The sequence below is a fragment of the Enterobacter cloacae complex sp. P27C genome (assembly GCF_014895705.1).
Lineage (GTDB): Bacteria > Pseudomonadota > Gammaproteobacteria > Enterobacterales > Enterobacteriaceae > Enterobacter > Enterobacter bugandensis.
This window is the reverse complement of sequence record NZ_JADBQB010000002.1, coordinates 431,701-454,308: the sequence shown is the minus strand read 5'-3', so window position 1 is coordinate 454,308 and position 22,608 is coordinate 431,701. Positions and strand designations below refer to the sequence as shown.

Below are 22,608 nucleotides of genomic sequence, written 5' to 3'. Positions count from 1 at the left end.
TTAAGTCACGAGTATACGTCATGCGCGTCGCCGATTTCTCCTTTGAACTACCTGAATCCCTGATTGCTCACTATCCCATGCCTGAGCGCAGCAGCTGTCGCTTACTGTCACTGGATGGGCCAACGGGCGAGCTGACGCACGGTACTTTCACCGATTTGCTCGACAAGCTCAACCCTGGCGATCTGCTGGTCTTTAACAATACCCGTGTGATCCCGGCGCGCCTGTTTGGCCGTAAGGCCAGCGGCGGCAAGATTGAAGTGCTGGTCGAACGTATGCTCGATGATAAACGTATTCTGGCACATATTCGCGCTTCCAAAGCGCCGAAGCCGGGCGCGGAGCTGCTGCTGGGTGATGACGAAAGCATCAAGGCGACCATGACCGCGCGCCACGACGCGCTGTTCGAGGTGGCGTTCGACGACGAGCGCACGGTGCTCGACATCCTGAACGCCATCGGCCATATGCCGCTGCCGCCGTACATTGAGCGCCCGGACGAAGAGGCCGATCGCGAGCTGTACCAGACCGTCTACAGCCAGAAGCCAGGCGCGGTCGCGGCACCAACCGCAGGTCTCCACTTTGATGAACCGCTGCTGGAAAAGCTGCGCGCGAAGGGCGTTGAGATGGCGTTTGTGACGCTGCACGTCGGCGCGGGCACCTTCCAGCCGGTGCGGGTGGACAGCATTGAAGACCACATCATGCACTCCGAGTATGCCGAAGTGCCGCAGGATGTGGTGGACGCGGTGCTGGCGGCGAAAGCGCGCGGTAGCCGCGTCGTGGCCGTCGGTACGACGTCCGTGCGTTCACTGGAAAGCGCCGCGCAGGCTGCAAAGCGCGATCTTATCGAGCCGTTCTTTGGCGATACGCAGATCTTCATCTACCCGGGCTATCAGTACAAAGTGATTGACGCGCTGGTGACCAACTTCCATCTGCCTGAATCGACGCTGATTATGCTGGTCTCTGCGTTTGCGGGTTATCAGCATACGATGAATGCGTACAAGTCTGCGGTAGAACAAAAATATCGCTTTTTTAGCTACGGGGACGCGATGTTTATCACGTACAATCCGCTGGCTTTGAATGAGCGTGTCGGGGAATAAGTCCGCGGCACCGTATGACAACGTTGGACTGTTTTTCTGACGTCGGAGAAAAAATGAAATTTGAACTCGATACCACCGATGGCCGCGCGCGTCGCGGTCGCCTGGTGTTTGATCGCGGCGTGGTGGAAACCCCCGCGTTTATGCCTGTGGGCACGTACGGCACCGTAAAAGGGATGACGCCGGAAGAAGTTGAAGCCACGGGCGCACAGATTATCCTCGGCAATACCTTCCACCTGTGGCTGCGTCCGGGTCAGGACATCATGAAGCTCCACGGCGATCTGCACGATTTTATGCAGTGGAAAGGCCCGATTCTGACCGACTCCGGCGGCTTCCAGGTCTTCAGCCTGGGCGATATCCGCAAGATCACCGAGCAGGGCGTACACTTCCGTAACCCGATCAACGGCGATCCGATTTTCCTCGATCCCGAAAAGTCGATGGAGATTCAGTACGATCTCGGCTCCGACATCGTGATGATCTTCGACGAATGTACGCCGTACCCGGCAGACTGGGACTACGCGAAACGCTCTATGGAGATGTCTCTGCGCTGGGCGAAGCGCAGCCGCGACCGTTTTGACTCCCTGCAGAACAAAAATGCGCTGTTCGGCATCATTCAGGGCAGCGTTTACGAAGATTTACGCGATATCTCTGTTAAAGGTCTGGTAGAGATAGGTTTTGATGGCTACGCTGTCGGCGGTTTGGCTGTGGGTGAGCCGAAGGAAGACATGCACCGCATTCTGGAGCACGTCTGCCCGCAAATCCCGGCGGATAAACCACGATACCTGATGGGTGTGGGTAAACCCGAAGATCTGGTGGAAGGCGTACGTCGCGGCATTGATATGTTCGACTGCGTGATGCCAACCCGCAACGCGCGTAACGGTCATCTGTTCGTTACCGATGGCGTGGTGAAAATCCGTAACGCGAAGCATAAGAGTGACACCAGCCCGCTCGATTCCGAGTGCGATTGCTATACCTGTCGCAATTATTCTCGCGCGTATCTGCATCATCTCGATCGTTGTAATGAGATTTTGGGCGCGCGTCTCAATACGATTCATAATCTTCGCTACTATCAGCGCTTAATGTCTGGTTTACGCAAGGCTATCGAAGAGGGTAAATTAGAGAGCTTCGTGACCGATTTTTACCAACGTCAGGGGCGGGATGTTCCACCGTTGAACGTTGATTAATATTAATAATGAGGGAATTTGAATGAGCTTTTTTATTTCTGATGCGGTAGCGGCAACAGGTGCTCCGGCGCAGGGCAGCCCGATGTCTCTGATCCTGATGCTGGTTGTGTTCGGTCTGATCTTCTACTTCATGATCCTGCGCCCACAGCAGAAGCGTACCAAAGAGCACAAAAAGCTGATGGACTCCATCGCGAAAGGCGATGAAGTGCTGACCAACGGTGGTCTGGTCGGCCGCGTAACCAAAGTGGCTGAAAGCGGCTACATTGCTATCGCCCTGAACGACACCACTGAAGTGGTTATCAAACGTGACTTCGTAGCTGCCGTTCTGCCGAAAGGCACCATGAAGGCGCTGTAATCCCAACTTTTCCCAAAGGGAACTGCCGTGTTAAACCGTTATCCTTTGTGGAAGTACATCATGCTGGTCGTCGTGATTATCGTCGGCCTGCTGTACGCGCTTCCCAACCTGTATGGTGAGGATCCGGCCGTTCAAATCACTGGCGCGCGCGGTGTCGCCGCCAGTGAGCAAACGCTGATCCAGGTCCAGAAAACGTTACAAGAAGAAAAAATTACCGCTAAGTCTGTGGCTCTGGAAGAGGGTGCAATTCTTGCTCGCTTCGACACCACCGACACGCAGCTCCGCGCTCGCGAAGCGCTGATGGGCGTGCTGGGTGACAAATATGTCGTGGCGCTTAACCTTGCTCCTGCAACCCCTCGCTGGCTGGCTGCGCTGAACGCAGAGCCAATGAAGCTGGGTCTTGACCTGCGTGGCGGCGTTCACTTCCTGATGGAAGTGGATATGGATACCGCGCTCGGCAAGCTGCAGGAACAGAATATCGACAGCCTGCGCAGCGATCTGCGCGACAAAGGCATCCCATACACTACCGTGCGTAAAGAAGATAACTACGGCATGAGCATCACGTTCCGCGACAGCGCGGCGCGCGATCAGGCTGTAGATTACCTGACCCAACGTCACCGTGACCTGGTGATCACCTCTCAGGGCAGCAACCAGCTGCGTGCGGTGATGACCGATGCGCGTCTGAAAGAAGCGCGTGAATATGCCGTTCAGCAGAACATCAACATTCTGCGTAACCGTGTAAACCAGCTGGGTGTGGCTGAGCCGCTGGTACAGCGTCAGGGTGCTGACCGTATCGTGGTAGAACTGCCGGGTATCCAGGATACCGCGCGTGCGAAAGAGATCCTCGGTGCGACCGCGACGCTGGAATTCCGTCTGGTGAACTCCAATGTCGATCAGTCTGCCGCGGCGTCTGGCCGTATTCCGGGTGACTCCGAAGTGAAACAGACCCGCGAAGGTCAGCCGGTTGTGCTGTACAAGCGCGTGATCCTGACCGGTGACCACATCACCGACTCCACTTCAAGCCAGGATGAGTACAACCAGCCGCAGGTTAACATCTCGCTGGATAGCGCGGGTGGTAACATCATGTCTAACTTCACCAAGGACAACATCGGCAAACCGATGGCGACCCTGTTCGTGGAGTACAAAGACAGCGGTAAGAAAGATGCAAATGGTCGTGCGGTGCTGGTGAAAGAGGAAGAGGTGATTAACATCGCCAACATCCAGTCTCGTCTGGGTAACAGCTTCCGTATTACCGGTATTAGTAACCCGAACGAAGCGCGTCAGCTCTCGCTGCTGCTGCGTGCCGGTGCGCTGATTGCGCCAATTCAGATTGTTGAAGAACGTACCATTGGTCCAACCCTGGGTATGCAAAACATCCAGCAGGGTCTGGAAGCGTGTCTGGCCGGTCTGGCGGTCTCTATCCTCTTCATGATCTTCTTCTATAAGAAGTTCGGTCTGATTGCGACCTCCGCGCTGATCGCAAACCTGGTGCTGATCATCGGCATTATGTCCCTGCTGCCGGGGGCGACGCTGACCATGCCGGGGATTGCGGGTATCGTTCTGACCCTTGCGGTGGCGGTCGACGCCAACGTACTGATTAACGAACGTATCAAAGAAGAGTTGAGCAACGGTCGCTCTGTCCAGCAGGCGATTGACGAAGGTTATAAAGGCGCGTTCAGCTCTATCTTCGATGCGAACGTAACAACACTGATTAAGGTTCTTATCCTGTATGCAGTGGGTACTGGCGCGATCAAAGGCTTTGCGATTACCACCGGTATCGGTGTCGCAACGTCAATGTTTACCGCTATTGTCGGCACCCGTGCCATCGTGAACCTGCTGTACGGCGGCAAGCGCGTCAAAAAGCTGTCTATCTGAGGAGTGCGTTGTGGCACAGGAATATACTGTTGAACAATTGAACCATGGCCGTAAAGTCTGGGACTTTATGCGCTGGGACTACTGGGCCTTCGGCATTTCAGGTTTACTGCTGATTTTGTCCATCGTCATTATGGGCGTGAAAGGCTTTAACTGGGGTCTCGATTTCACCGGTGGTACGGTCATCGAGATCTCCCTGGAAAAACCGGTCGATATGGACCAGATGCGCGAATCGCTGCAGAAAGCGGGCTTTGAAGAGCCGCTGCTGCAGAACTTCGGCAGCAGCCGCGACATCATGGTGCGTATGCCGCCGGTGCACGATGCCAACGGCAGCCAGGAGCTGGGCAGCAAGGTCGTACAGGTCATTAACGAGACCACCAGCCAGAGCGCGGCGGTCAAGCGTATTGAGTTCGTCGGCCCGAGCGTGGGTGCGGACCTGGCGCAAACCGGCGCCATGGCGCTGCTGGTGGCGCTGATCTCCATCCTGGTGTACGTCGGTTTCCGCTTCGAGTGGCGACTTGCGGCCGGTGTGGTTATCGCCCTGGCGCACGACGTGGTGATCACCATGGGCATACTGTCTCTGTTCCACATTGAGATTGACCTGACCATCGTGGCATCCCTTATGTCCGTAATCGGTTACTCACTGAACGACAGTATCGTGGTATCTGACCGTATCCGTGAAAACTTCCGTAAGATCCGTCGCGGCACGCCGTACGAAATCTTTAACGTGTCGTTGACCCAGACGCTGCATCGTACCTTGATCACCTCCGGTACTACCCTGATGGTGATCCTGATGCTGTTCCTCTTCGGTGGCCCGGTGCTGGAAGGCTTCTCGCTGACCATGCTGATCGGTGTCTCCATCGGTACGGCGTCGTCTATTTACGTGGCGTCCGCTCTGGCACTGAAACTTGGCATGAAGCGCGAGCACCTGCTCCAGCAGAAGGTCGAGAAAGAAGGGGCGGATCAGCCGTCCATTCTGCCGTAAGGCGACGTTTAGCGCGTTATCGGAATCCCGGTCTGTTGACCGGGATTTTTTTTATCTGCTCCTGACAAACACTCCTGACAGTATGCTGTCAGGAGCCCTGCCGTAGACTCCTTCTGAACCCACACAACAGGCAGGAGGATGTATGAAAAGCGTAATTAACTGGTTTGAAATTCCGGTTTCGGATATGGATCGCGCCATCAAATTTTATGAGCAGGTGATGCAGCTCGCGCTGCGTCGCGAGAAAATGGACATTGCCGAGCTGGCGGTTTTCCCGCATGAGGATCCCGCCACCGGAGGAGCGCTGGCAAAATTTGACGGCGTTACGCCCTCTTTGCAGGGCGCTATTATTTACCTGCATACTGACAATCTGGCGGCCACGCTCGATCGCATTGCCTCTGCGGGCGGCGAGTGCGTGTTTGGCCCGCTGGAACTGCCGCATGGTATCGGCACTATCGCACTGTTTACCGACAGCGAGGGTAACCGCGTCGGCCTTCATCAACCTGCCTGAGAGCGAATGACGTTATGACCCGACGCGCTGACCGTTTGTTTCAGATTGTGCAGATCCTGCGGGGCAGGCGTCTGACAACGGCTGCGCATCTGGCGGACCGGCTTGGCGTGTCCGAGCGCACGGTCTACCGCGATATCCGCGACCTGTCGCTTTCCGGCGTCCCGGTGGAAGGCGAGGCGGGAAGCGGATATCGGCTGATGTCGGGTTTTGACCTGCCGCCGCTGATGCTGACAAATAAGGAATCCGAAGCGCTGATGGTCGCGATTCGCCTGCTCAAAACCTGGGGAGGTGAATCGCTGTCGCGCGAGCTGGAGTCGGCCCAGGAGAAGGTGCTTGCTATTCTGCCCGAGGAGAGCCGCAGAAAGGCGGAGCAGACGCGGATCTACGCCCCGGATTTTTGCATGCAAAGCCACTCCCGCAGCGATTTTGACATGATTCACCAGGCGATTTCCGCTCAGCGCGTATTGGCGCTGCATTATCGTGATGAAGCCGGGCTACTCTCAAAACGTGAGGTGCAACCGCTGGGGTTGTTCTTCTGGGGAGAGCGCTGGCTGCTGGCGGCATGGTGTGAACGGCGCGATGACTACCGCTGTTTCCGGCTCGACCGGTGTCTCAATGTTGTAATGACGGAGAGGCGGTTCAGTGAGAGTGCGGACAGGTCTTTGGCGGATTTTTTGCGCAAGGTGAAGCAGTAAAAAGCCGGGTGGCGAGGTAAAAGCAAAACGGCAACGATGTTGCCGTTTTTTGTGTTTGCACCCTCTCCCATGGGAGAGGGAAGGGGTGAGGGCACCAGCCCGCACAATCCCGCACTGATTAGAAGTTGTAACCCACGACCAGGTAACCACCCCAGCCGGTAGAGCGGACGCTAAAGTCGCCGTTACCGAAGTTCAGGCTCGCGTCGTCGTTCCACTGGCCACCGTTGTGCCAGTAACGCGCAACAACAGAGTAGTGCCAGTGATCGTAGTTCAGCGCCAGGATGTGGCTGGAGGCGATGGAATCGTTGGTACGCGCTTTCTTGCCGTTCAGGTCACGGAAATCGTCGTCGCCCAGGTCTGAGCCCCAGTCAAAGTTAGTGAAACCGATGTAGCTCAGATTACCGCCCCACAGCTGGGTAATTGGCACGAAGTATTTCACTTTGAAACGGTAGCCGTCCCACTCGTTTTCATTCGCTGCGCCGTAGTTCTGCCACTGGTATTTTGCATACACGTTCAGGGACAGGCTCATCGGCAGGCCGGTGTCAATGTCAGTACCCAGACCCATATACCAGGTGCTCTGACGACCGGACTTATTGCGGCCCATGTCGTAGATGTAGTTGTTCGCGAAGTACCACTCTTTGAACGGACCAAACGCCAGGCTGGTACCGGTCAGTTTGTCGATGGAGAAGCGCGGTTCAATCTCCATGAACAGTGGGGAACCGTGGTTCCAGATACCTTTTGCATCGGTGTTACCACCGAAGAACACAGGCGCATCCATATAGCCGTAGAAATCAAACCAGTCTTTCTTGGCGAACGCTTCATATTCCAGGTAGGTATCGTTGCGGATCTGCGGTCCGAAACGGGTGTGGTAGCTGCCTACCACGTTAACGCTCTGGTGCCACCAGTCGGAGAGGTATTGTGGTTTCTCGTTTTCCGCTGCGTTAACAGTGAAAGAGGAGGACAGTGCCAGAACTGCACCGGCTGCGAGTAATGTTTTTTTCATAATCATGCCACTGATTGAAATTCCCTTCCGGGAGTGAAAAATGCGCGAATTGCGTTTCTAAATATTTCGTGTTTCTGCGGTGCCTATTATAGGAATCCCTGCTCACAAAAATATGTGTTGTTTCACATATCTCTCACACGCGTAATCGATTGCGTTCACGTTTGCGTACTTTAAACGGCCGGGATTGTAGCGGCAATCATTTCTGTTGCCAATCCATACGAAATGTAAATGTTAGCGGAGTGACATTTCACTCCGCTCAAAAGGAAGGGATTACTGCGCGGCAGGTTGGATGTCGTGAATGCGGATAAAGCCTAACTGCTCAGGCGTAAGTCCGCTTAGCTGAAGTGGAATATCCACATCGCTGGGCGCTAACACGCTGGCCGGAGCGGTGAACAGCTGGTTCTTCACGTTCACCTCCTGGTAGCTCTCCGTGGTGCCCTGGATCTGGCCCCACTCTACGGTGCCGCTGAAGGCGGGCAGCGGCTCGTTGGACTCACCGTGAATACGTAATGTTGCGCGCGTACCATCCGCATTCGCCGCCACATTCACCAGAGACATCTTCAGCGTGCCAATCTGGCTATTAAGCAGGGCAGGCGTATTCGCTCCTGGCAGCAGATATACCCCGCTGGTGGATTTGGCGTTCAGCGCGTTTTGCTGGGTGATCTTCACCGTTTCTTTGTTCAGTTTGTCCATCGCCGTGTTGAGCGTATTCACGCTTTGTTTCATCTGGCGGACTTCGGTTTGCTGTGCACAGGCACTAAGGGTGAAGAGGCTCCCCACCAGTAAAATTTTCAGGTAACGTCTTGTCATAGCGTTTATTCCTTGAAATGACGGATCCCCATAATGGTAGCCAGCAACGTACCGCCAGACATAGATCCTTTATCTCAAAAGCTCCTCCTTTGTTGTCAGGCCAGATCAGGGTAAAATGAAAATCAGTTAACCAGATAACAGGGATACCGTATGCATTGCCCATTCTGCTCCGCTGTGGATACCAAAGTCATCGACTCTCGCCTTGTGGGCGAAGGGTCTTCTGTACGCCGTCGTCGGCAGTGTCTGGTGTGCAACGAGCGTTTCACGACCTTTGAGGTTGCAGAGCTGGTAATGCCGCGCGTGGTAAAAAGTAACGACGTGCGCGAGCCGTTTAACGAAGAGAAACTGCGCAGTGGAATGCTGAAGGCCCTCGAAAAACGGCCCGTCAGCGCGGATGATGTCGAAATGGCGTTAAACCACATTAAATCTTACCTGCGTGGCCTGGGCGAGCGTGAAGTGCCGAGCAAAATGATCGGCAACCTGGTGATGGAGCAGCTGAAAAAGCTCGATAAGGTCGCCTATATCCGCTTCGCCTCTGTCTACCGCAGTTTCGAAGATATCAAAGAGTTTGGCGAAGAGATCGCCCGCTTACAGGATTAAGCCCATGCAGGATGAGAAGTACATGGCGCGAGCCATGAAGCTGGCGCAGCGCGGTCGTTTTACCACCCATCCTAACCCCAACGTCGGGTGCGTTATCGTGAAAGATGGCGAGATCGTGGGGGAAGGGTTTCACTATCGCGCAGGCGAGCCGCATGCTGAAGTGCATGCCCTGCGTATGGCGGGGGAGAAAGCGCGAGGCGCGACGGCCTACGTGACGCTGGAGCCCTGCAGCCACCACGGGCGCACGCCGCCGTGCTGTGAAGCGCTGATTGCGGCAGGGGTTTCGCGCGTGGTCGCCGCTATGCAGGATCCTAACCCGCAGGTGGCGGGCCGCGGCCTGTATCGTCTGCAACAGGAAGGGATCGACGTCAGCCACGGCCTGATGATGCAAGATGCGGAAGCCATCAACAAAGGCTTTCTGAAGCGCATGCGCACCGGCTTCCCGTTTATTCAGCTTAAGCTGGGCGCCTCGCTGGACGGCCGTACGGCAATGGCGAACGGTGAAAGCCAGTGGATCACCTCGCCGCAGGCAAGGCGCGATGTGCAACGTCTGCGCGCGCAAAGCCATGCTATCCTCACCAGCAGTGAAACCGTTCTGGCTGACGATCCGGCCATGACCGTGCGCTGGGATGAGCTGAATGCCGATACCCAGGCGCTTTATCCGCAGGAGAACCTGCGCCAGCCGCTGCGTATTATTATTGATAGCCAGAACCGCGTGACCCCGGCGCACCGCATCGTGCAGCAGCCGGGTGAAACCTGGATTGCGCGCACCAAAGAAGATACGAGCGAATGGCCGGAAGGCGTGCGCAGCATTATGGTGCCGGAGCATAACGGACATCTGGATCTCGTGGTGCTGATGATGTTGCTCGGCAAGCAGCAGGTGAACAGTATCTGGGTCGAAGCCGGTCCGACGCTCGCCGGCGCGCTGCTCCAGGCGGGGCTGGTGGATGAACTGCTCGTCTACGTTGCGCCTAAACTGTTAGGTCACGACGCGCGCGGCCTGTTTGTGCTGCCTGGCCTTGAAAAACTGGCCGATGCACCGCAACTCACATTCAGCGAGATTCGTCCGGTGGGTCCGGATGTCTGCCTCCATTTAACGACAGCGTAATTGCTCCCGAAATAGGGAAGCAGTGCGCAAAGTATTATGATAAAATCCGCCCCCCTGCGGGGCCAAATGAACCCGTAAAGGAAGAGTATGAACATTATTGAAGCTGCTGTAGCTACCCCGGACGCTCGCGTCGCCATCACCATTGCGCGTTTCAACAACTTCATCAACGATAGCCTGCTGGAAGGTGCGATTGACGCCCTGAAACGTATCGGCCAGGTTAAAGATGACAACATTACCGTTGTTTGGGTTCCAGGCGCTTATGAACTGCCACTGGCGGCGGGCGCGCTGGCGAAAACCGGTAAATACGACGCGGTGATTGCGCTGGGTACCGTTATTCGTGGCGGCACTGCGCACTTCGAATACGTTGCGGGCGGTGCAAGCAACGGTCTGGCACACGTTGCGCAGGATGCTGAAATTCCTGTCGCGTTCGGCGTGCTGACCACCGAAAGTATTGAACAAGCCATCGAACGTGCTGGCACCAAAGCCGGTAACAAAGGTGCAGAAGCTGCACTGACCGCGCTTGAAATGATCAATGTATTGAAAGCCATTAAGGCCTGATTTTTTTGTAAGGGGAATTCCGTGAAACCTGCTGCTCGTCGCCGCGCCCGTGAATGTGCCGTCCAGGCACTTTACTCCTGGCAGTTGTCCCAGAACGACATCGCTGATGTTGAATACCAGTTCCTGTCAGAACAGGACGTGAAAGACGTTGACGTTCTGTACTTCCGTGAACTGCTGTCGGGAGTGGCGACTAATAGCGCGTATCTCGATGGCCTGATGAAGCCATACCTGTCCCGTCTGCTCGAAGAGCTGGGCCAGGTGGAAAAAGCAGTGTTGCGTATCGCGCTGTTTGAGCTGTCTAAACGTGATGATGTGCCGTACAAAGTGGCCATCAACGAAGCGATCGAACTGGCGAAAACCTTCGGCGCTGAAGACAGCCACAAGTTCGTTAACGGCGTACTTGATAAAGCCGCACCTGCGATCCGTCCCCACAAAAAGTGATCCGCAAACCGGAGTTCTGCATTGCCTGACGGGCAGTGCGGCTCCGGTTTTTTCTTTTATTTGCTGAGGCATAACGTATGGCATGCGGCGAATTCTCCCTGATTGCCCGTTATTTCGACCGTGTCAGAACCTCTCGTCTTGATGTTGAAACCGGCATTGGCGATGACTGTGCACTTCTCAATATTCCTGAAAAGCAGACGCTGGCAATCAGCACCGACACCTTAGTGTGCGGACGTCATTTCTTACGTGATATCGATCCTGCCGATCTGGCGTATAAAGCGCTGGCGGTCAACGTCAGCGATCTGGCGGCAATGGGCGCCGACCCGGCCTGGCTGACGCTGGCCCTGACGCTGCCGGAGGTGGATGAAGCCTGGCTTGAAGCGTTCAGCGATGCGCTGTTTGAACAGCTGAACTACTACGATATGCAGCTGATTGGCGGCGATACGACTGCCGGGCCGCTGTCGATGACCCTGGCGATCCACGGCTATGTGCCGCTCGGTCGCGCGCTGAAGCGCTCGGGCGCTAAACCGGGCGACTGGATCTACGTGACCGGGACGCCGGGAGACAGCGCGGCAGGGCTGGCGATCCTTCAGGATCGCTTAAACGTGAAGGACGCTGACGATGCGGCGTATCTGGTGAAGCGCCACCTGCGCCCGACACCACGTATTCTGCACGGTCAGGCGCTGCGCGAGCGGGCCAGTTCGGCTATCGATCTCTCTGACGGTCTCATCTCGGACCTCGGCCATATCCTGAAGGCCAGCGGGGTGGGCGCGCGCGTTGACCTGGATCTGTTCCCGCTGTCGGAGCAACTGCTTCGCCATGTGGAGCCTGAGCAGGCGCTGCGCTGGGCGCTCTCCGGTGGGGAAGACTACGAGTTGTGCTTCACGGTGCCAGAGCTGAACCGTGGAACGCTGGACGTGGCATTGGCCCATCTTGGCGCAAAGTTTACCTGCATCGGTCAGATCATGCCGGAGAGTGAAGGGCTGAAGTTTGTGAAAGACGGTGCGCCCGTTACGCTGGACTGGAAAGGGTACGATCACTTCGGGTAAGTTTGTGCGCTCAGTATTGCCGGGTAAGCGTACGCCACCCGGCAAGTGTTTACTTAAACCCCACCACCGGATGCTGCTGATACGGCGTCTCCAGCTCGGCAACCTGCTCCGGCGTCAGCGATAAATCCACCGCGCTTAACAACTCGTCCAGCTGTTCTTCCCGCGATGTACCAATAATCGGTGCGGCGACACCCCGCTTGCCCAGCAGCCACGCCAGCGCCACCTGCGCGCGCGTTGCGCCGATATCGTCGGCGATCCCGGCTAAACGTTCGGCAATCAGCGCATCGCTGGCTTCGGTACCGGAATAAAGTTTTTTACCCACTTCATCCGATACCAGCCGCGCCGTGGTTTCTCCCCACGGACGGGTTAAGCGTCCGCGCGCCAGCGGGCTCCACGGGATCACCGCCACGCCTTCCTGATAGCAGAGCGGCAGCATCTCGCGTTCTTCTTCCCGGTAAATCAGGTTGTAGTGATCCTGCATGGTGACAAAGCGTGCCCAGCCGTGCTGCGCCTGGAGATCGAGCGCCTGAGCAAACTGAGATGCGTGCATTGACGACGCGCCGATATAGCGCGCTTTACCTGCTTTCACGACATCGTTCAGCGCTTCAAGGGTTTCTTCAATTGGCGTGTTGTAATCCCAGCGGTGAATTTGCAGCAGGTCGACGTAATCCATGTTCAGGCGTCTGAGACTGTCATCAATGGAGCGCAGGATCTGCGCGCGAGAGAGGCCTTCAGCCAGATCGCCTGACGGGTAATACACCTTGGTGGCGACCACAATCTCATCCCGACGAGCAAAATCACGCAGAGCGCGGCCCACAATCTCTTCGCTGCTGCCGTCAGAGTAGCTGTTGGCGGTATCGAAGAAGTTGATGCCGCCGTCTATGGCGCGCTTGATGATAGGGCGGCTGCTCTCTTCCGGCAGCGTCCAGGCGTGATTTCCCCGGTCAGGCTCGCCAAAGGTCATGCAGCCCAGGCAAAGCCGGGACACCCTGAGGTCCGTTTTTCCTAATGTCGTGTATTGCATGGTTCCGCTCCTGCTGTTTAAACAATACGTTTAAGCATAGCAGGAGCGGAAAAGGGGAGGGATCAGGCCAGCCAGCTGCGGATTCTGGCTTCGATACCGGCGGCGTCCAGGCCGATGTCGGCACGCGCCTCGTCCTGTGTGCCTTGCGGGATGAAGTGGTCCGGCAGGCCGAGGTTCAGCACCGGAACCAATTTACGGTTCGCCATCAGTACCTCGTTAACGCCGCTGCCCGCACCGCCCATGATGGCGTTCTCTTCCAGCGTGACCAGCACGTCGTGGCTTTCCGCCATGCTCAGAATCAGAGATTCATCGAGCGGCTTCACAAAGCGCATATCCACCAGCGTCGCGTTCAGGGTTTCAGCGACTTTTGCCGCTTCCGGCATCAGCGTACCAAAGTTCAGGATCGCCACTTTTTCGCCGCGACGTTTCACCAGACCTTTACCGATCTCCAGTTTTTCCAGCGGCTGAAGTTCAACGCCAAGGGCATTGCCGCGTGGATAACGTACCGCGCAGGGGCCGTCCTGATAGTGGTAGCCGGTATACAGCATCTGACGACACTCGTTTTCGTCGCTTGGCGTCATGATGACCATGTCCGGAATGCAGCGCAGGAAGGAGAGATCAAACGCCCCCTGGTGCGTCTGGCCGTCGGCCCCCACGATGCCCGCGCGATCGATAGCAAACAGCACCGGCAGCTTCTGGATGGCAACGTCATGGATCACCTGGTCGTAGGCGCGCTGCAGGAAGGTGGAGTAAATCGCCACCACCGGCTTGTAGCCGCCAATCGCCAGGCCCGCCGCGAAGGTGACCGCGTGCTGCTCGGCAATGGCGACGTCGAAATACTGGTCCGGGTATTTTTTGGAGAACTCGACCATGCCGGAGCCTTCACGCATGGCTGGCGTAACCGCCATCAGCTTGTGATCTTTTGCCGCCGTCTCGCACAGCCAGTCGCCAAAGATTTTTGAGTAGCTCGGCATTCCGCCGCTGCTTTTCGGCAGGCAGCCGCTGGTATGGTCGAACTTTGGCACCGCGTGGAAGGTGATCGGATCTTTCTCCGCCGGTTCGTAGCCACGCCCTTTTTTAGTCATGATGTGCAGGAACTGCGGGCCTTTCAGGTCGCGCATGTTTTTAAGCGTGGTCACCAGACCCAGCACATCGTGCCCGTCCACCGGGCCGATATAGTTAAAGCCCAGCTCTTCGAACAGCGTGCCCGGTACGACCATGCCTTTGATGTGTTCTTCGGTACGCTTGAGCAGCTCTTTGATCGGCGGCACGCCGGAGAAAACTTTTTTCCCGCCTTCCCGCAGGGAGGAGTAAAGCTTGCCGGAAAGCAGCTGCGCCAGATGGTTGTTCAGCGCGCCGACGTTCTCGGAGATCGACATTTCGTTATCGTTGAGGATAACCAGCATGTCCGGCTTGATATCGCCCGCGTGGTTCATGGCTTCAAAAGCCATCCCGGCGGTGATCGCCCCGTCGCCAATCACGCAGACGGTGCGGCGCTGCTTATTCTCTTTTTCGGCGGCAACGGCAATACCGATGCCCGCAGAAATGGAGGTCGATGAGTGGCCGACGCTCAGCACGTCATACTCGCTCTCACCGCGCCACGGGAACGGGTGCAGGCCGCCTTTCTGACGAATGGTGCCAATTTTATCGCGACGTCCGGTCAGAATTTTGTGCGGATAAGCCTGGTGGCCCACGTCCCAGATAAGCTGATCGAACGGCGTGTTATAGACGTAATGCAACGCCACGGTCAGCTCAACCGTGCCAAGCCCGGAGGCGAAGTGGCCGCTGGAGCGGCTAACGCTGTCGAGCAGGTAGCGACGCAGCTCGTCACACAGCTTCGGCAGACTCTCTTTCGGCAACAGACGTAACTCCTGGGTGGAGTCAACTAACGCCAGTGTCGGGTATTTGGCAATATCAAAACTCATCAAAGGCTCATCGAGATATATAGTTTATTTATCACGCTGGATTATATAGTCCGCTAGCGCTTCCAGTGCCGAGGTATCCAGCGATTGCGCGGCCAGCTCATTCAGCGACTGGCGGGCATCGTCAATCAGATCCCGGGCTTTACGTTGGGCTTGCTCAAGACCCAGCAGGGCGGGATAGGTACTTTTGCCAAGCTGCTGGTCCGCACCCTGACGTTTACCCAATGTTGCAGTATCGCCCACCACATCCAGAATGTCATCCTGAACCTGGAATGCCAGACCGATACTTTCTGCGTATCTGTCCAGAATCGGCAGGGCTTTGCGCCCTTGCTCACCCGCGCTCAGCGCGCCCAGGCGAACGGCGGAACGAATAAGCGCGCCCGTCTTATGGCGATGAATACGCTCCAGCTGTTCCAGATTAACCTGACGTCCTTCCGCTTCAAGATCCAGCGCCTGACCGCCGCACATGCCGGCCACGCCGCTGGCCATTGCCAGTTCGGAGATCATCGCCAGGCGGTCGCGGTCGGCCACTTCCGCCATCGGCGCATCACTGAGAATCGAGAACGCCAGCGTCTGCAAGGCATCGCCCGCCAGAATGGCATTCGCCTCGCCAAACTTAATGTGGCAGGTTGGCTGACCCCGGCGCAGATCGTCGTCATCCATCGCCGGGAGATCGTCGTGGATCAGCGAGTAGGCGTGGATGCACTCCACGGCGGCAGCCGGGGCGTCCAGCGTATTATCACTGATGCCAAACATATTGCCCGTGGCATACACCAGGAACGGACGCAGGCGTTTACCCCCTAAGAGTGCGCCATAGTGCATGGCTTCAACCAGTGGAGTGTTCTGAAAAGGCTGCGGCTCAATAAAACGGCGTAGGGCGTCGTTGGCGCGAACGACGCGCGCCTGAAGCGCGTTGGTAAAATCCATTTACTCGGCGTCCGGTGTGAATGGCGTGGTTTTAGCGTCTTCGCTGTCGGAAAGCAGGATCTGCACACGCTGCTCGGCCTGCTGGAGTTTTACCTGCCCCTGGCGCGCAAGCTGCACACCGCGCTCAAATTCGTTGAGGGCGTCTTCCAGCGGTAAATCGCCGCTCTCGAGGCGGGTAACAATCTGCTCAAGCTCACTCAGCGCAGTTTCAAAACTGGCCGGTGCGTCGTTCTTCTTCGGCATAGTGAATTAACTCTTATATTCTTCGCCCCAACATGGTAACGGACTCGGGGCAATTATCAAATAACGCGAGTGGCGCGATGGTGGTATACTTGCGCGCCTGGATGCAGCCACGGGTGTGGGCTGCTGTATCATTTTCCACTACAAGCCTTTATAAGCTTGCCTAAGAAACATTGCCGCCATGAAGTTTATCATTAAATTGTTCCCTGAAATCACCATCAAAAGCCAATCTGTGCGTTTGCGCTTTATTAAAATTCTCACCGGGAACATTCGTAACGTATTAAAACACTACGACGAAACGCTCGCCGTGGTGCGTCACTGGGACCACGTTGAAGTCCGCGCGAAAGACGAAAGCAAACGCCTTGATATTCGCGACGCGCTGACCCGTATTCCAGGTATTCACCATATTCTGGAAGTGGAAGACGTTCCGTTCAGCGATATGCACGATATCTTCGAAAAGGCGCTGGTACAGTACCGCGATCAGATCGAAGGCAAAACCTTCTGCGTGCGCGTGAAGCGTCGCGGTAAGCACGAGTTCAGCTCGATTGAAGTCGAGCGCTACGTTGGCGGCGGTCTGAACCAGCACGTTGAGACGGCGCGCGTGCGCCTGACTAACCCGGACGTCACCGTTAACCTTGAGATCGAGAACGATCGTCTGCTGCTGGTTAAGGGCCGTTATGAAGGTATTGGTGGTTTCCCGATCGGCACGCAGGAAGATGTGCTGTCGCTGATCTCAGGCGGCTTCGACTCCGGCGTCTCCAGCTACATGCTGATGCGTCGCGGCTGCCGCGTGCACTACTGCTTCTTCAACCTCGGCGGCGCGGCGCATGAAATTGGCGTTCGTCAGGTGGCGCATTACCTGTGGAACCGCTTCGGCAGCTCCCACCGCGTGCGTTTTGTGGCGATCAACTTTGAGCCGGTAGTGGGCGAAATCCTTGAAAAAGTGGATGACGGCCAGATGGGCGTGATCCTCAAACGTATGATGGTTCGCGCGGCGTCCAAAGTCGCCGAGCGCTACGGCGTGCAGGCGCTGGTCACCGGCGAAGCGCTGGGCCAGGTCTCCAGCCAGACGCTGACCAACCTGCGTCTGATCGACAACGTATCAGATACGCTGATCCTGCGTCCGCTGATCTCCCACGATAAAGAGCACATCATCGACCTGGCGCGCGAAATCGGCACCGAAGACTTTGCCCGCACCATGCCGGAATACTGCGGCGTGATCTCAAAAAGCCCGACCGTCAAGGCAGTGAAGGCGAAGATCGAAGCGGAAGAAGAGAACTTCGATTTCAGCATCCTGGAAAGAGTGGTGGCAGAAGCGTCCAACATCGACATCCGCGAGATTGCCCAGCAGACCGAGCAGGAAGTGGTTGAAGTGGAAACCGTGAGCGGTTTCGGTGCGAACGATGCGATTCTGGATATCCGCTCCATTGACGAGCAGGATGACAAGCCGCTGAAGGTTGAAGGCGTAGAGGTGGTTTCTCTGCCGTTCTACAAGCTGAGCACTAAGTTTGGCGACCTCGATCAGAGCAAAACGTATCTGCTGTGGTGTGAGCGCGGGGTGATGAGCCGCCTGCAGGCGCTGTACCTGCGCGAGCAGGGATTCGCGAATGTGAAGGTGTATCGTCCGTAGCGTGCGGCCTGGTGCCCTCACATTAAAAACGGCAACCAAAGGTTGCCGTTTTGCTTTTACCTCGCACCACCCGGCTTTTTTTATGCACTACTCTTCATAGTAATTATAAATCCCCGCCGGCATCACCAGCGACGACGCCACTTCGTAGGCCTTCTCCCGCCCGACCAGCAGATCAATTATCTTTAAGCCAAAATCAATCGCGGTGCCGGGGCCCTGGCTGGTCAGCAGGTTGACGCGCGGATCCCAGACGACGCGTTTATCCACCCAATGATCTTCCGGGATCGTATCCTTAAGCCCCGGGAAGCCGGTCATATTGCCGATGGGGAAGATATCGTGCGGAATCAGAACTGTTCCAGCGGCGGCACAAATTGCCGCGACGATGCGGCCGGACAGATGAAACTGACGCACGGTTTCAACCAGCAGCGGGCTGTCGCGGAAACATTCCGCGCCTTTTAAGCCGCCGGGCAGGACGATGATGTCGTAATCGCCGTCAGCAACCTGGACAAGCGGTGCGTCTGCCAGGATTTTCACCCCTCGTGAACAGGTGATTGCCAGATTGCCGTCGCTGGCTACGCTGGCGGTTGTTACCTTAATGCCGCCACGTACCATTAAATCAATAGTGGTGACCGCTTCCATCTCTTCGCTACCAGGAGCGAGGCAAATCAGTGCCGACGCGCTCATATTCACTCTCCTTACGTTTAACCAGGTCATACAGACGGGCGTTTTCCGGCACGGCGATGCCGTGCGAGCGGGCGCGCTTTAGCAGATAGCCGGTAATGTAATCTATCTCCGTATGGCGTAATGCCCGAACGTCCTGCAGCATCGAGGAGATGTTCTCAGCCGTACTCTCAATAACCTGCTCGACATAACAGCGTAAATCCTCTGCTGAGGTGTGCAGGCCTTCTCGCTCAATGACCGACGCGACTTCTGCACACAGGGACGCCACCTCCTGCGGATGGTTTTTCAGTTCCCCGTTCGGGCAGTTCCACAGCGCCGTCAGCGGATTGATCACGCAGTTTACGGCCAGCTTGCGCCACAGCTGAGGGCGGATGTTGTTGTGCCAGGCGACGTCCGGCAAGACCTTTTGCAGAACATCGGCCAGATAGCTGTAGTCGCCATCCTGTGTTCTGGCCGGGCCGATGTGCGTCACGCCGCTGGCGACATGCACGATAATAGTCCCGTCGCGACGCGCAGCGTGGGTGGTGGTCGCCATTAGCAGAGGCTGCGGGACGCTTTTCAGCTCATCAAGGGTTCCCATACCGTTATGCAGCAGCAGAATGGGGGACGTGGGGGGGAGCTGCGCGGCCAGAGTCTTAACCGCATCTGAGACCTGCCACGCCTTGAGCGTCACCAGCAACAGGTCGCTTTGCGCCAGGAAATCAGGATCGTTTGCGGTGAGGGATTCGTTAAAAATGCTTCCGTCTTCACCAATCAGGTTGACACTGCAATAGGGCTGGGGCACGCGCAGCCAGCCCTGAACCTCATGTCCGTGCTTGCACAGCGCGGTCAGCCACAGCTGGCCGAGCGCTCCGCATCCGAGCACCGTAATTTTCATTGTTCCTCCTCACCTGCAACTGCGCCAGGTGTTACAGCTTAATTATACAGCTAAGCTTCTGTTGAGTTATGCCTCGTAGCGGGTATTATGCAACGCAACAAAAGTGAAGGGAGAAGAAAAGATGCCATCTTTCGATATTGTTTCCGAAGTTGATATCCAGGAAGTTCGCAACGGCGTTGAGAACGCAACCCGCGAAGTTGAGTCACGTTTCGATTTTCGCGGCGTTGAGGCGTCGTTTGAGCTGAACGACGCAAATAAGACTATTAAGGTGCTGAGCGAGTCTGATTTCCAGGTGAATCAGCTGCTCGACATTCTGCGCGCCAAGCTGTTAAAACGTGGCATCGAAGGAACGTCTCTGGACGTGCCGGACGAGTTTGTCCACAGCGGTAAGAACTGGTTTGTAGAAGCCAAACTGAAGCAGGGCATCGAGAGCGCGGTGCAGAAGAAGATCGTTAAGCTTATCAAAGACAGCAAGCTGAAGGTGCAGGCGCAGATTCAGGGCGAAGAAATTCGCGTGACCGGTAAATCTCGCGATGACCTCCAGTCCGTGATGGCGCTGGTGCGCGGCGGGGATTTGGGTCAACCTTTCCAGTTTAAAAACTTCCGCGATTAAGACAAAAAAGCCCGGTTCAACCGGGCTTTTTTTCAGGCCTTCAGCGCCTGCTCCACCTCAAAGCGGTTCGTCACTTTGCTGTCAATTTTGACATAAGCGCTGCGCTCTTCGGGGACAATCAGCACCTCTGTGACCCCTTCTTTTCCTTCCAGACGCTGCTTCAGCGCGTCGCTAATCTCCACGTCATCCGGGATTTCTACCCGCAGGCTGCTCACGTAGCGTGGCTCTTTCATGGTGCTGGCAACCAGCAGCCAGACTGTTGCCAGCAGCGCGCCCGCGAGAAACACGGTTTGTGAATCAAACAGGCCGTCGACCCAGCCGCCAAGCGAGCCGCCGATCGCCACGCCGAGGAACTGGCTGGTGGAGTAAATGCCCATTGCCGTGCCTTTGTAACCGGCGGGGGACTCTTTGCTGATCAGCGACGGCAGCAGCGCTTCCATCAGATTAAACGCCAGGAAGAACAGCTGCACGCCTGCGATCAGCTCCCAGAAGTGCGGGCCAGCGCCCCACAGCACAATCTCGGCAATCAGCAGTAACGCCACGCAGCCCACGAAGACGCGCTTCATTTTGCGCTTCACTTCGGCGTAGATGATGAACGGCACGACAGAGACAAACGAGATTAGCATCGTGACCAGATAAATTTTCCAGTGCTCGGCCGCCGGGAAACCTGCTGCGGCAAGCTGGCCGGGCAGGGCGACGAAGGTGGACATCAGCAGAATATGCAGGCACATAATGCCGAAGTTAAGCTTTAGCAGACGCGGCTCGGCGATGACTTTGCTAAAGCAGCCTTTAACCATCCCGGATTCACGGTTAAGAACGTGATTTTTACTGTCTGGCACAACCCACAGGGTGAGTGCGATCCCGATAGTCGCCAGCACCGCAATCATCCAGAACAGGGCATGCAGACCCAGTTTGTGCGTAATGATGGGACCGAGCACCATCGCAATCGCAAACGTTACGCCAAAGCTCACGCCGATGAACGCCATCGCTTTGGTGCGGTTTTGCTCACGGGTTAAATCTGACAGCAGCGCCATCACCGCAGCGGCAATCGCACCGGAGCCCTGCAGGGCGCGGCCCAAAATAATGCCCCAGATGGAGTGGGAGAGGGCGGCAATAACGCTCCCGAGCACAAAGATCAGCAGCCCGCCGACAATCAGCGGCTTGCGGCCCACCCGATCAGAGAGCAGGCCAAAGGGGATCTGGAAAATTGCCTGCGCCAGGCCGTAGATACCGATCGCCAGACCAATCAGCGCTTCGCTGGCACCCTGTAACGCCATGCCGTACGTGGTCAGAACGGGTAGGACCATAAACATGCCAAGCATCCGCAGCGAGAAAACAGTCCCTAAACCCCAGGTCGCACGCAGCTCGCCCGGCGTCATTTTATAATCGTTCATTACCACCTCAGTTCAAAAGCAGGCCATAGTGTAGTGCGGGGAAGGGGCGGGGTAAATAAAGGCTTATTTAACAAATATTACATGCGTAATTAATAGATTTCGTGAATAAAAAAGGGTGCCGAAGCACCCTTTTCATCATCACATAAACTTACCAGACGTAAGTCAGCAGGTTTTGCGAGTCCGGCACCATGAAGTCTACGGACATCATCACGGACAGGGAGGTGATGGCGACAATCGAGAACACAAACAGCTTGCGCGCCCAGACTTTGTCATCTTCCACCTTGTAGCCGCGCAGGGCCATGCCGAGCCACCAGACGCTCACCGCGGCCGCTACCACCAGATATTTATATCCGGCGTAACCGCCCAGAGAGAGCATCAGCGTTGCCACGGCAAAAGCGATGATGTAGAGCGTGATGTGGTTCTTGGCAACTGAAATGCCCTTCACGACCGGCAGAACCGGAATGTTCGCTGCCTGATAATCCTTGAAGCGGAAAATCGCGATGGCATAGGAGTGCGGCATCTGCCACAGGCTAAAGATAGCCAGCAGGATCAGCGCACCGCTGTCGAACTCGTTCGTGACGGCGCAGTAGCCAATCACCGGCGGCGCAGCGCCGGAAAGAGAACCAATCAGCGTGCCATAGACGGAGTGACGCTTCATATATAGGCTGTAGACGCCTACATACACCACGAACCCCATCACCCCCAGCCAGCAGGCCAGCGGGTTAGCACCAAACCACAGCAGCATAAAGCCAGCAATACCCAGCAAGGTGGCGTACACCAGCGAGACGGAAGGGGCAATCAGGCCTTTAACCAGCACCCGATTCTTGGTCCTTTCCATCTTCTTGTCGATATCCATGTCGATGTAGTTGTTAAATACACAACCGGACGCAACCACCAGTGACACACCGACCAGCGTGTAAATAAAGAGGGTGTAATCAATGCTGCCTTTAGAGGCCAGCAGGAACCCTCCGATTACGGAGATCAGGTTGCCAAAGATGATGCCTGGTTTCGTGACTTGCAGGTATTGCTTAAACATACTCGCCGCTC

At 56.3% G+C, this 22,608-nt stretch carries 24 protein-coding genes; 14 read left to right on the top strand and 10 right to left on the bottom strand.

Annotation, left to right across the window (positions count from 1 at the left end; genetic code table 11):
- Positions 1-20: 20 nt before the first annotated feature.
- The 7 genes from queA (at position 21) to IM291_RS05580 (ending at position 6,687) form a co-directional block, all read left to right on the top strand.
- On the top strand, positions 21-1,091 hold the full coding sequence (gene queA / locus IM291_RS05610) for a tRNA preQ1(34) S-adenosylmethionine ribosyltransferase-isomerase QueA (RefSeq protein ID WP_047367601.1): 1,071 nt from the start codon (positions 21-23) through the stop codon (positions 1,089-1,091).
- 53 nt (positions 1,092-1,144) lie between these two features.
- Positions 1,145-2,272 carry a tRNA guanosine(34) transglycosylase Tgt gene (gene tgt, locus IM291_RS05605; RefSeq protein ID WP_192986313.1) on the top strand — a complete coding sequence of 376 codons (1,128 nt, stop codon included), beginning with the start codon at positions 1,145-1,147 and terminating at the stop codon, positions 2,270-2,272.
- Positions 2,273-2,294: 22 nt separating this feature from the next.
- A complete protein-coding gene (gene yajC / locus IM291_RS05600) occupies positions 2,295-2,627 on the top strand; it encodes a preprotein translocase subunit YajC (RefSeq protein ID WP_000007630.1) in 333 nt (110 codons plus the stop codon).
- Positions 2,628-2,654: 27 nt separating this feature from the next.
- Positions 2,655-4,502 carry a protein translocase subunit SecD gene (gene secD / locus IM291_RS05595; protein WP_072031998.1) on the top strand — a complete coding sequence of 616 codons (1,848 nt, stop codon included), beginning with the start codon at positions 2,655-2,657 and terminating at the stop codon, positions 4,500-4,502.
- 10 nt (positions 4,503-4,512) lie between these two features.
- Positions 4,513-5,484: a protein translocase subunit SecF gene (gene secF, locus IM291_RS05590; RefSeq protein ID WP_047367602.1), complete on the top strand. Its 972-nt coding sequence runs from the start codon at positions 4,513-4,515 to the stop codon at positions 5,482-5,484.
- A 142-nt stretch (positions 5,485-5,626) separates the two neighbouring features.
- Entirely contained in the window at positions 5,627-5,992 is a 366-nt protein-coding gene (locus IM291_RS05585) for a VOC family protein (RefSeq protein ID WP_192986311.1), read from the top strand.
- A 14-nt stretch (positions 5,993-6,006) separates the two neighbouring features.
- Entirely contained in the window at positions 6,007-6,687 is a 681-nt protein-coding gene (locus IM291_RS05580; protein WP_028012145.1) for a YafY family protein, read from the top strand.
- 118 nt (positions 6,688-6,805) lie between these two features.
- Here the strand turns inward: IM291_RS05580 and IM291_RS05575 are convergent, their stop codons facing one another.
- Together IM291_RS05575 and IM291_RS05570 are read right to left on the bottom strand one after the other, a co-directional pair.
- Positions 6,806-7,690 carry a nucleoside-specific channel-forming protein Tsx gene (locus IM291_RS05575; protein WP_028012146.1) on the bottom strand — a complete coding sequence of 295 codons (885 nt, stop codon included), beginning with the start codon at positions 7,688-7,690 and terminating at the stop codon, positions 6,806-6,808.
- A 270-nt stretch (positions 7,691-7,960) separates the two neighbouring features.
- Positions 7,961-8,500, bottom strand: coding sequence for a DUF3251 domain-containing protein (locus tag IM291_RS05570; protein WP_150142945.1), 540 nt, complete (start codon positions 8,498-8,500; stop codon positions 7,961-7,963).
- 150 nt (positions 8,501-8,650) lie between these two features.
- Between IM291_RS05570 and nrdR the strand changes: the two genes are divergently transcribed.
- The 5 genes from nrdR (at position 8,651) to thiL (ending at position 12,256) form a co-directional block, all read left to right on the top strand.
- The gene (gene nrdR, locus IM291_RS05565; protein ID WP_008503337.1) at positions 8,651-9,100 is read left to right on the top strand and encodes a transcriptional regulator NrdR; all 450 of its coding nucleotides are present in this window, start codon (positions 8,651-8,653) and stop codon (positions 9,098-9,100) included.
- Between the two features lie 4 nt (positions 9,101-9,104).
- Positions 9,105-10,208: a bifunctional diaminohydroxyphosphoribosylaminopyrimidine deaminase/5-amino-6-(5-phosphoribosylamino)uracil reductase RibD gene (gene ribD, locus IM291_RS05560; RefSeq protein WP_192986309.1), complete on the top strand. Its 1,104-nt coding sequence runs from the start codon at positions 9,105-9,107 to the stop codon at positions 10,206-10,208.
- A gap of 87 nt (positions 10,209-10,295) precedes the next feature.
- The gene (ribE, locus tag IM291_RS05555; protein ID WP_006176874.1) at positions 10,296-10,766 is read left to right on the top strand and encodes a 6,7-dimethyl-8-ribityllumazine synthase; all 471 of its coding nucleotides are present in this window, start codon (positions 10,296-10,298) and stop codon (positions 10,764-10,766) included.
- A 21-nt stretch (positions 10,767-10,787) separates the two neighbouring features.
- Positions 10,788-11,207: a transcription antitermination factor NusB gene (gene nusB / locus IM291_RS05550; protein ID WP_006809908.1), complete on the top strand. Its 420-nt coding sequence runs from the start codon at positions 10,788-10,790 to the stop codon at positions 11,205-11,207.
- 77 nt (positions 11,208-11,284) lie between these two features.
- Positions 11,285-12,256, top strand: a complete 972-nt coding sequence (gene thiL, locus IM291_RS05545) for a thiamine-phosphate kinase (RefSeq protein ID WP_049001891.1) — start codon at positions 11,285-11,287, stop codon at positions 12,254-12,256.
- A 49-nt stretch (positions 12,257-12,305) separates the two neighbouring features.
- Here the strand turns inward: thiL and IM291_RS05540 are convergent, their stop codons facing one another.
- From IM291_RS05540 to xseB, 4 genes are all read right to left on the bottom strand, one after another.
- On the bottom strand, positions 12,306-13,280 hold the full coding sequence (locus tag IM291_RS05540) for an aldo/keto reductase (RefSeq protein ID WP_192986307.1): 975 nt from the start codon (positions 13,278-13,280) through the stop codon (positions 12,306-12,308).
- A gap of 62 nt (positions 13,281-13,342) precedes the next feature.
- Complete coding sequence (gene dxs / locus IM291_RS05535) at positions 13,343-15,205, bottom strand: 1-deoxy-D-xylulose-5-phosphate synthase (protein WP_126345114.1); 1,863 nt, start codon at positions 15,203-15,205, stop codon at positions 13,343-13,345.
- A 24-nt stretch (positions 15,206-15,229) separates the two neighbouring features.
- Entirely contained in the window at positions 15,230-16,129 is a 900-nt protein-coding gene (ispA, locus tag IM291_RS05530) for a (2E,6E)-farnesyl diphosphate synthase (protein WP_028012152.1), read from the bottom strand.
- Positions 16,130-16,372 carry an exodeoxyribonuclease VII small subunit gene (gene xseB, locus IM291_RS05525; protein WP_003859094.1) on the bottom strand — a complete coding sequence of 81 codons (243 nt, stop codon included), beginning with the start codon at positions 16,370-16,372 and terminating at the stop codon, positions 16,130-16,132.
- A gap of 178 nt (positions 16,373-16,550) precedes the next feature.
- On the opposite strand from xseB, the gene thiI reads away from it, so the two are divergent.
- A complete protein-coding gene (gene thiI, locus IM291_RS05520) occupies positions 16,551-17,999 on the top strand; it encodes a tRNA uracil 4-sulfurtransferase ThiI (protein WP_045259896.1) in 1,449 nt (482 codons plus the stop codon).
- Positions 18,000-18,086: 87 nt separating this feature from the next.
- On the opposite strand, the gene yajL is transcribed toward thiI, so the two are convergent.
- Together yajL and panE are read right to left on the bottom strand one after the other, a co-directional pair.
- Positions 18,087-18,680, bottom strand: a complete 594-nt coding sequence (gene yajL / locus IM291_RS05515) for a protein deglycase YajL (protein ID WP_048999045.1) — start codon at positions 18,678-18,680, stop codon at positions 18,087-18,089.
- Positions 18,643-19,554 carry a 2-dehydropantoate 2-reductase gene (gene panE, locus IM291_RS05510; RefSeq protein WP_041911083.1) on the bottom strand — a complete coding sequence of 304 codons (912 nt, stop codon included), beginning with the start codon at positions 19,552-19,554 and terminating at the stop codon, positions 18,643-18,645. The genes yajL and panE overlap by 38 nt, the downstream gene beginning before the upstream one ends.
- 121 nt (positions 19,555-19,675) lie before the next feature.
- On the opposite strand from panE, the gene IM291_RS05505 reads away from it, so the two are divergent.
- Positions 19,676-20,167, top strand: coding sequence for a YajQ family cyclic di-GMP-binding protein (locus tag IM291_RS05505; RefSeq protein ID WP_023293165.1), 492 nt, complete (start codon positions 19,676-19,678; stop codon positions 20,165-20,167).
- A 32-nt stretch (positions 20,168-20,199) separates the two neighbouring features.
- Here IM291_RS05505 and IM291_RS05500 read toward each other — a convergent pair whose 3' ends face one another.
- Positions 20,200-21,561, bottom strand: coding sequence for an MFS transporter (locus IM291_RS05500; RefSeq protein ID WP_192971482.1), 1,362 nt, complete (start codon positions 21,559-21,561; stop codon positions 20,200-20,202).
- A gap of 148 nt (positions 21,562-21,709) precedes the next feature.
- The gene (gene cyoE / locus IM291_RS05495; RefSeq protein WP_003859062.1) at positions 21,710-22,597 is read right to left on the bottom strand and encodes a heme o synthase; all 888 of its coding nucleotides are present in this window, start codon (positions 22,595-22,597) and stop codon (positions 21,710-21,712) included.
- Between the last annotated feature and the right edge of the window lie 11 nt (positions 22,598-22,608).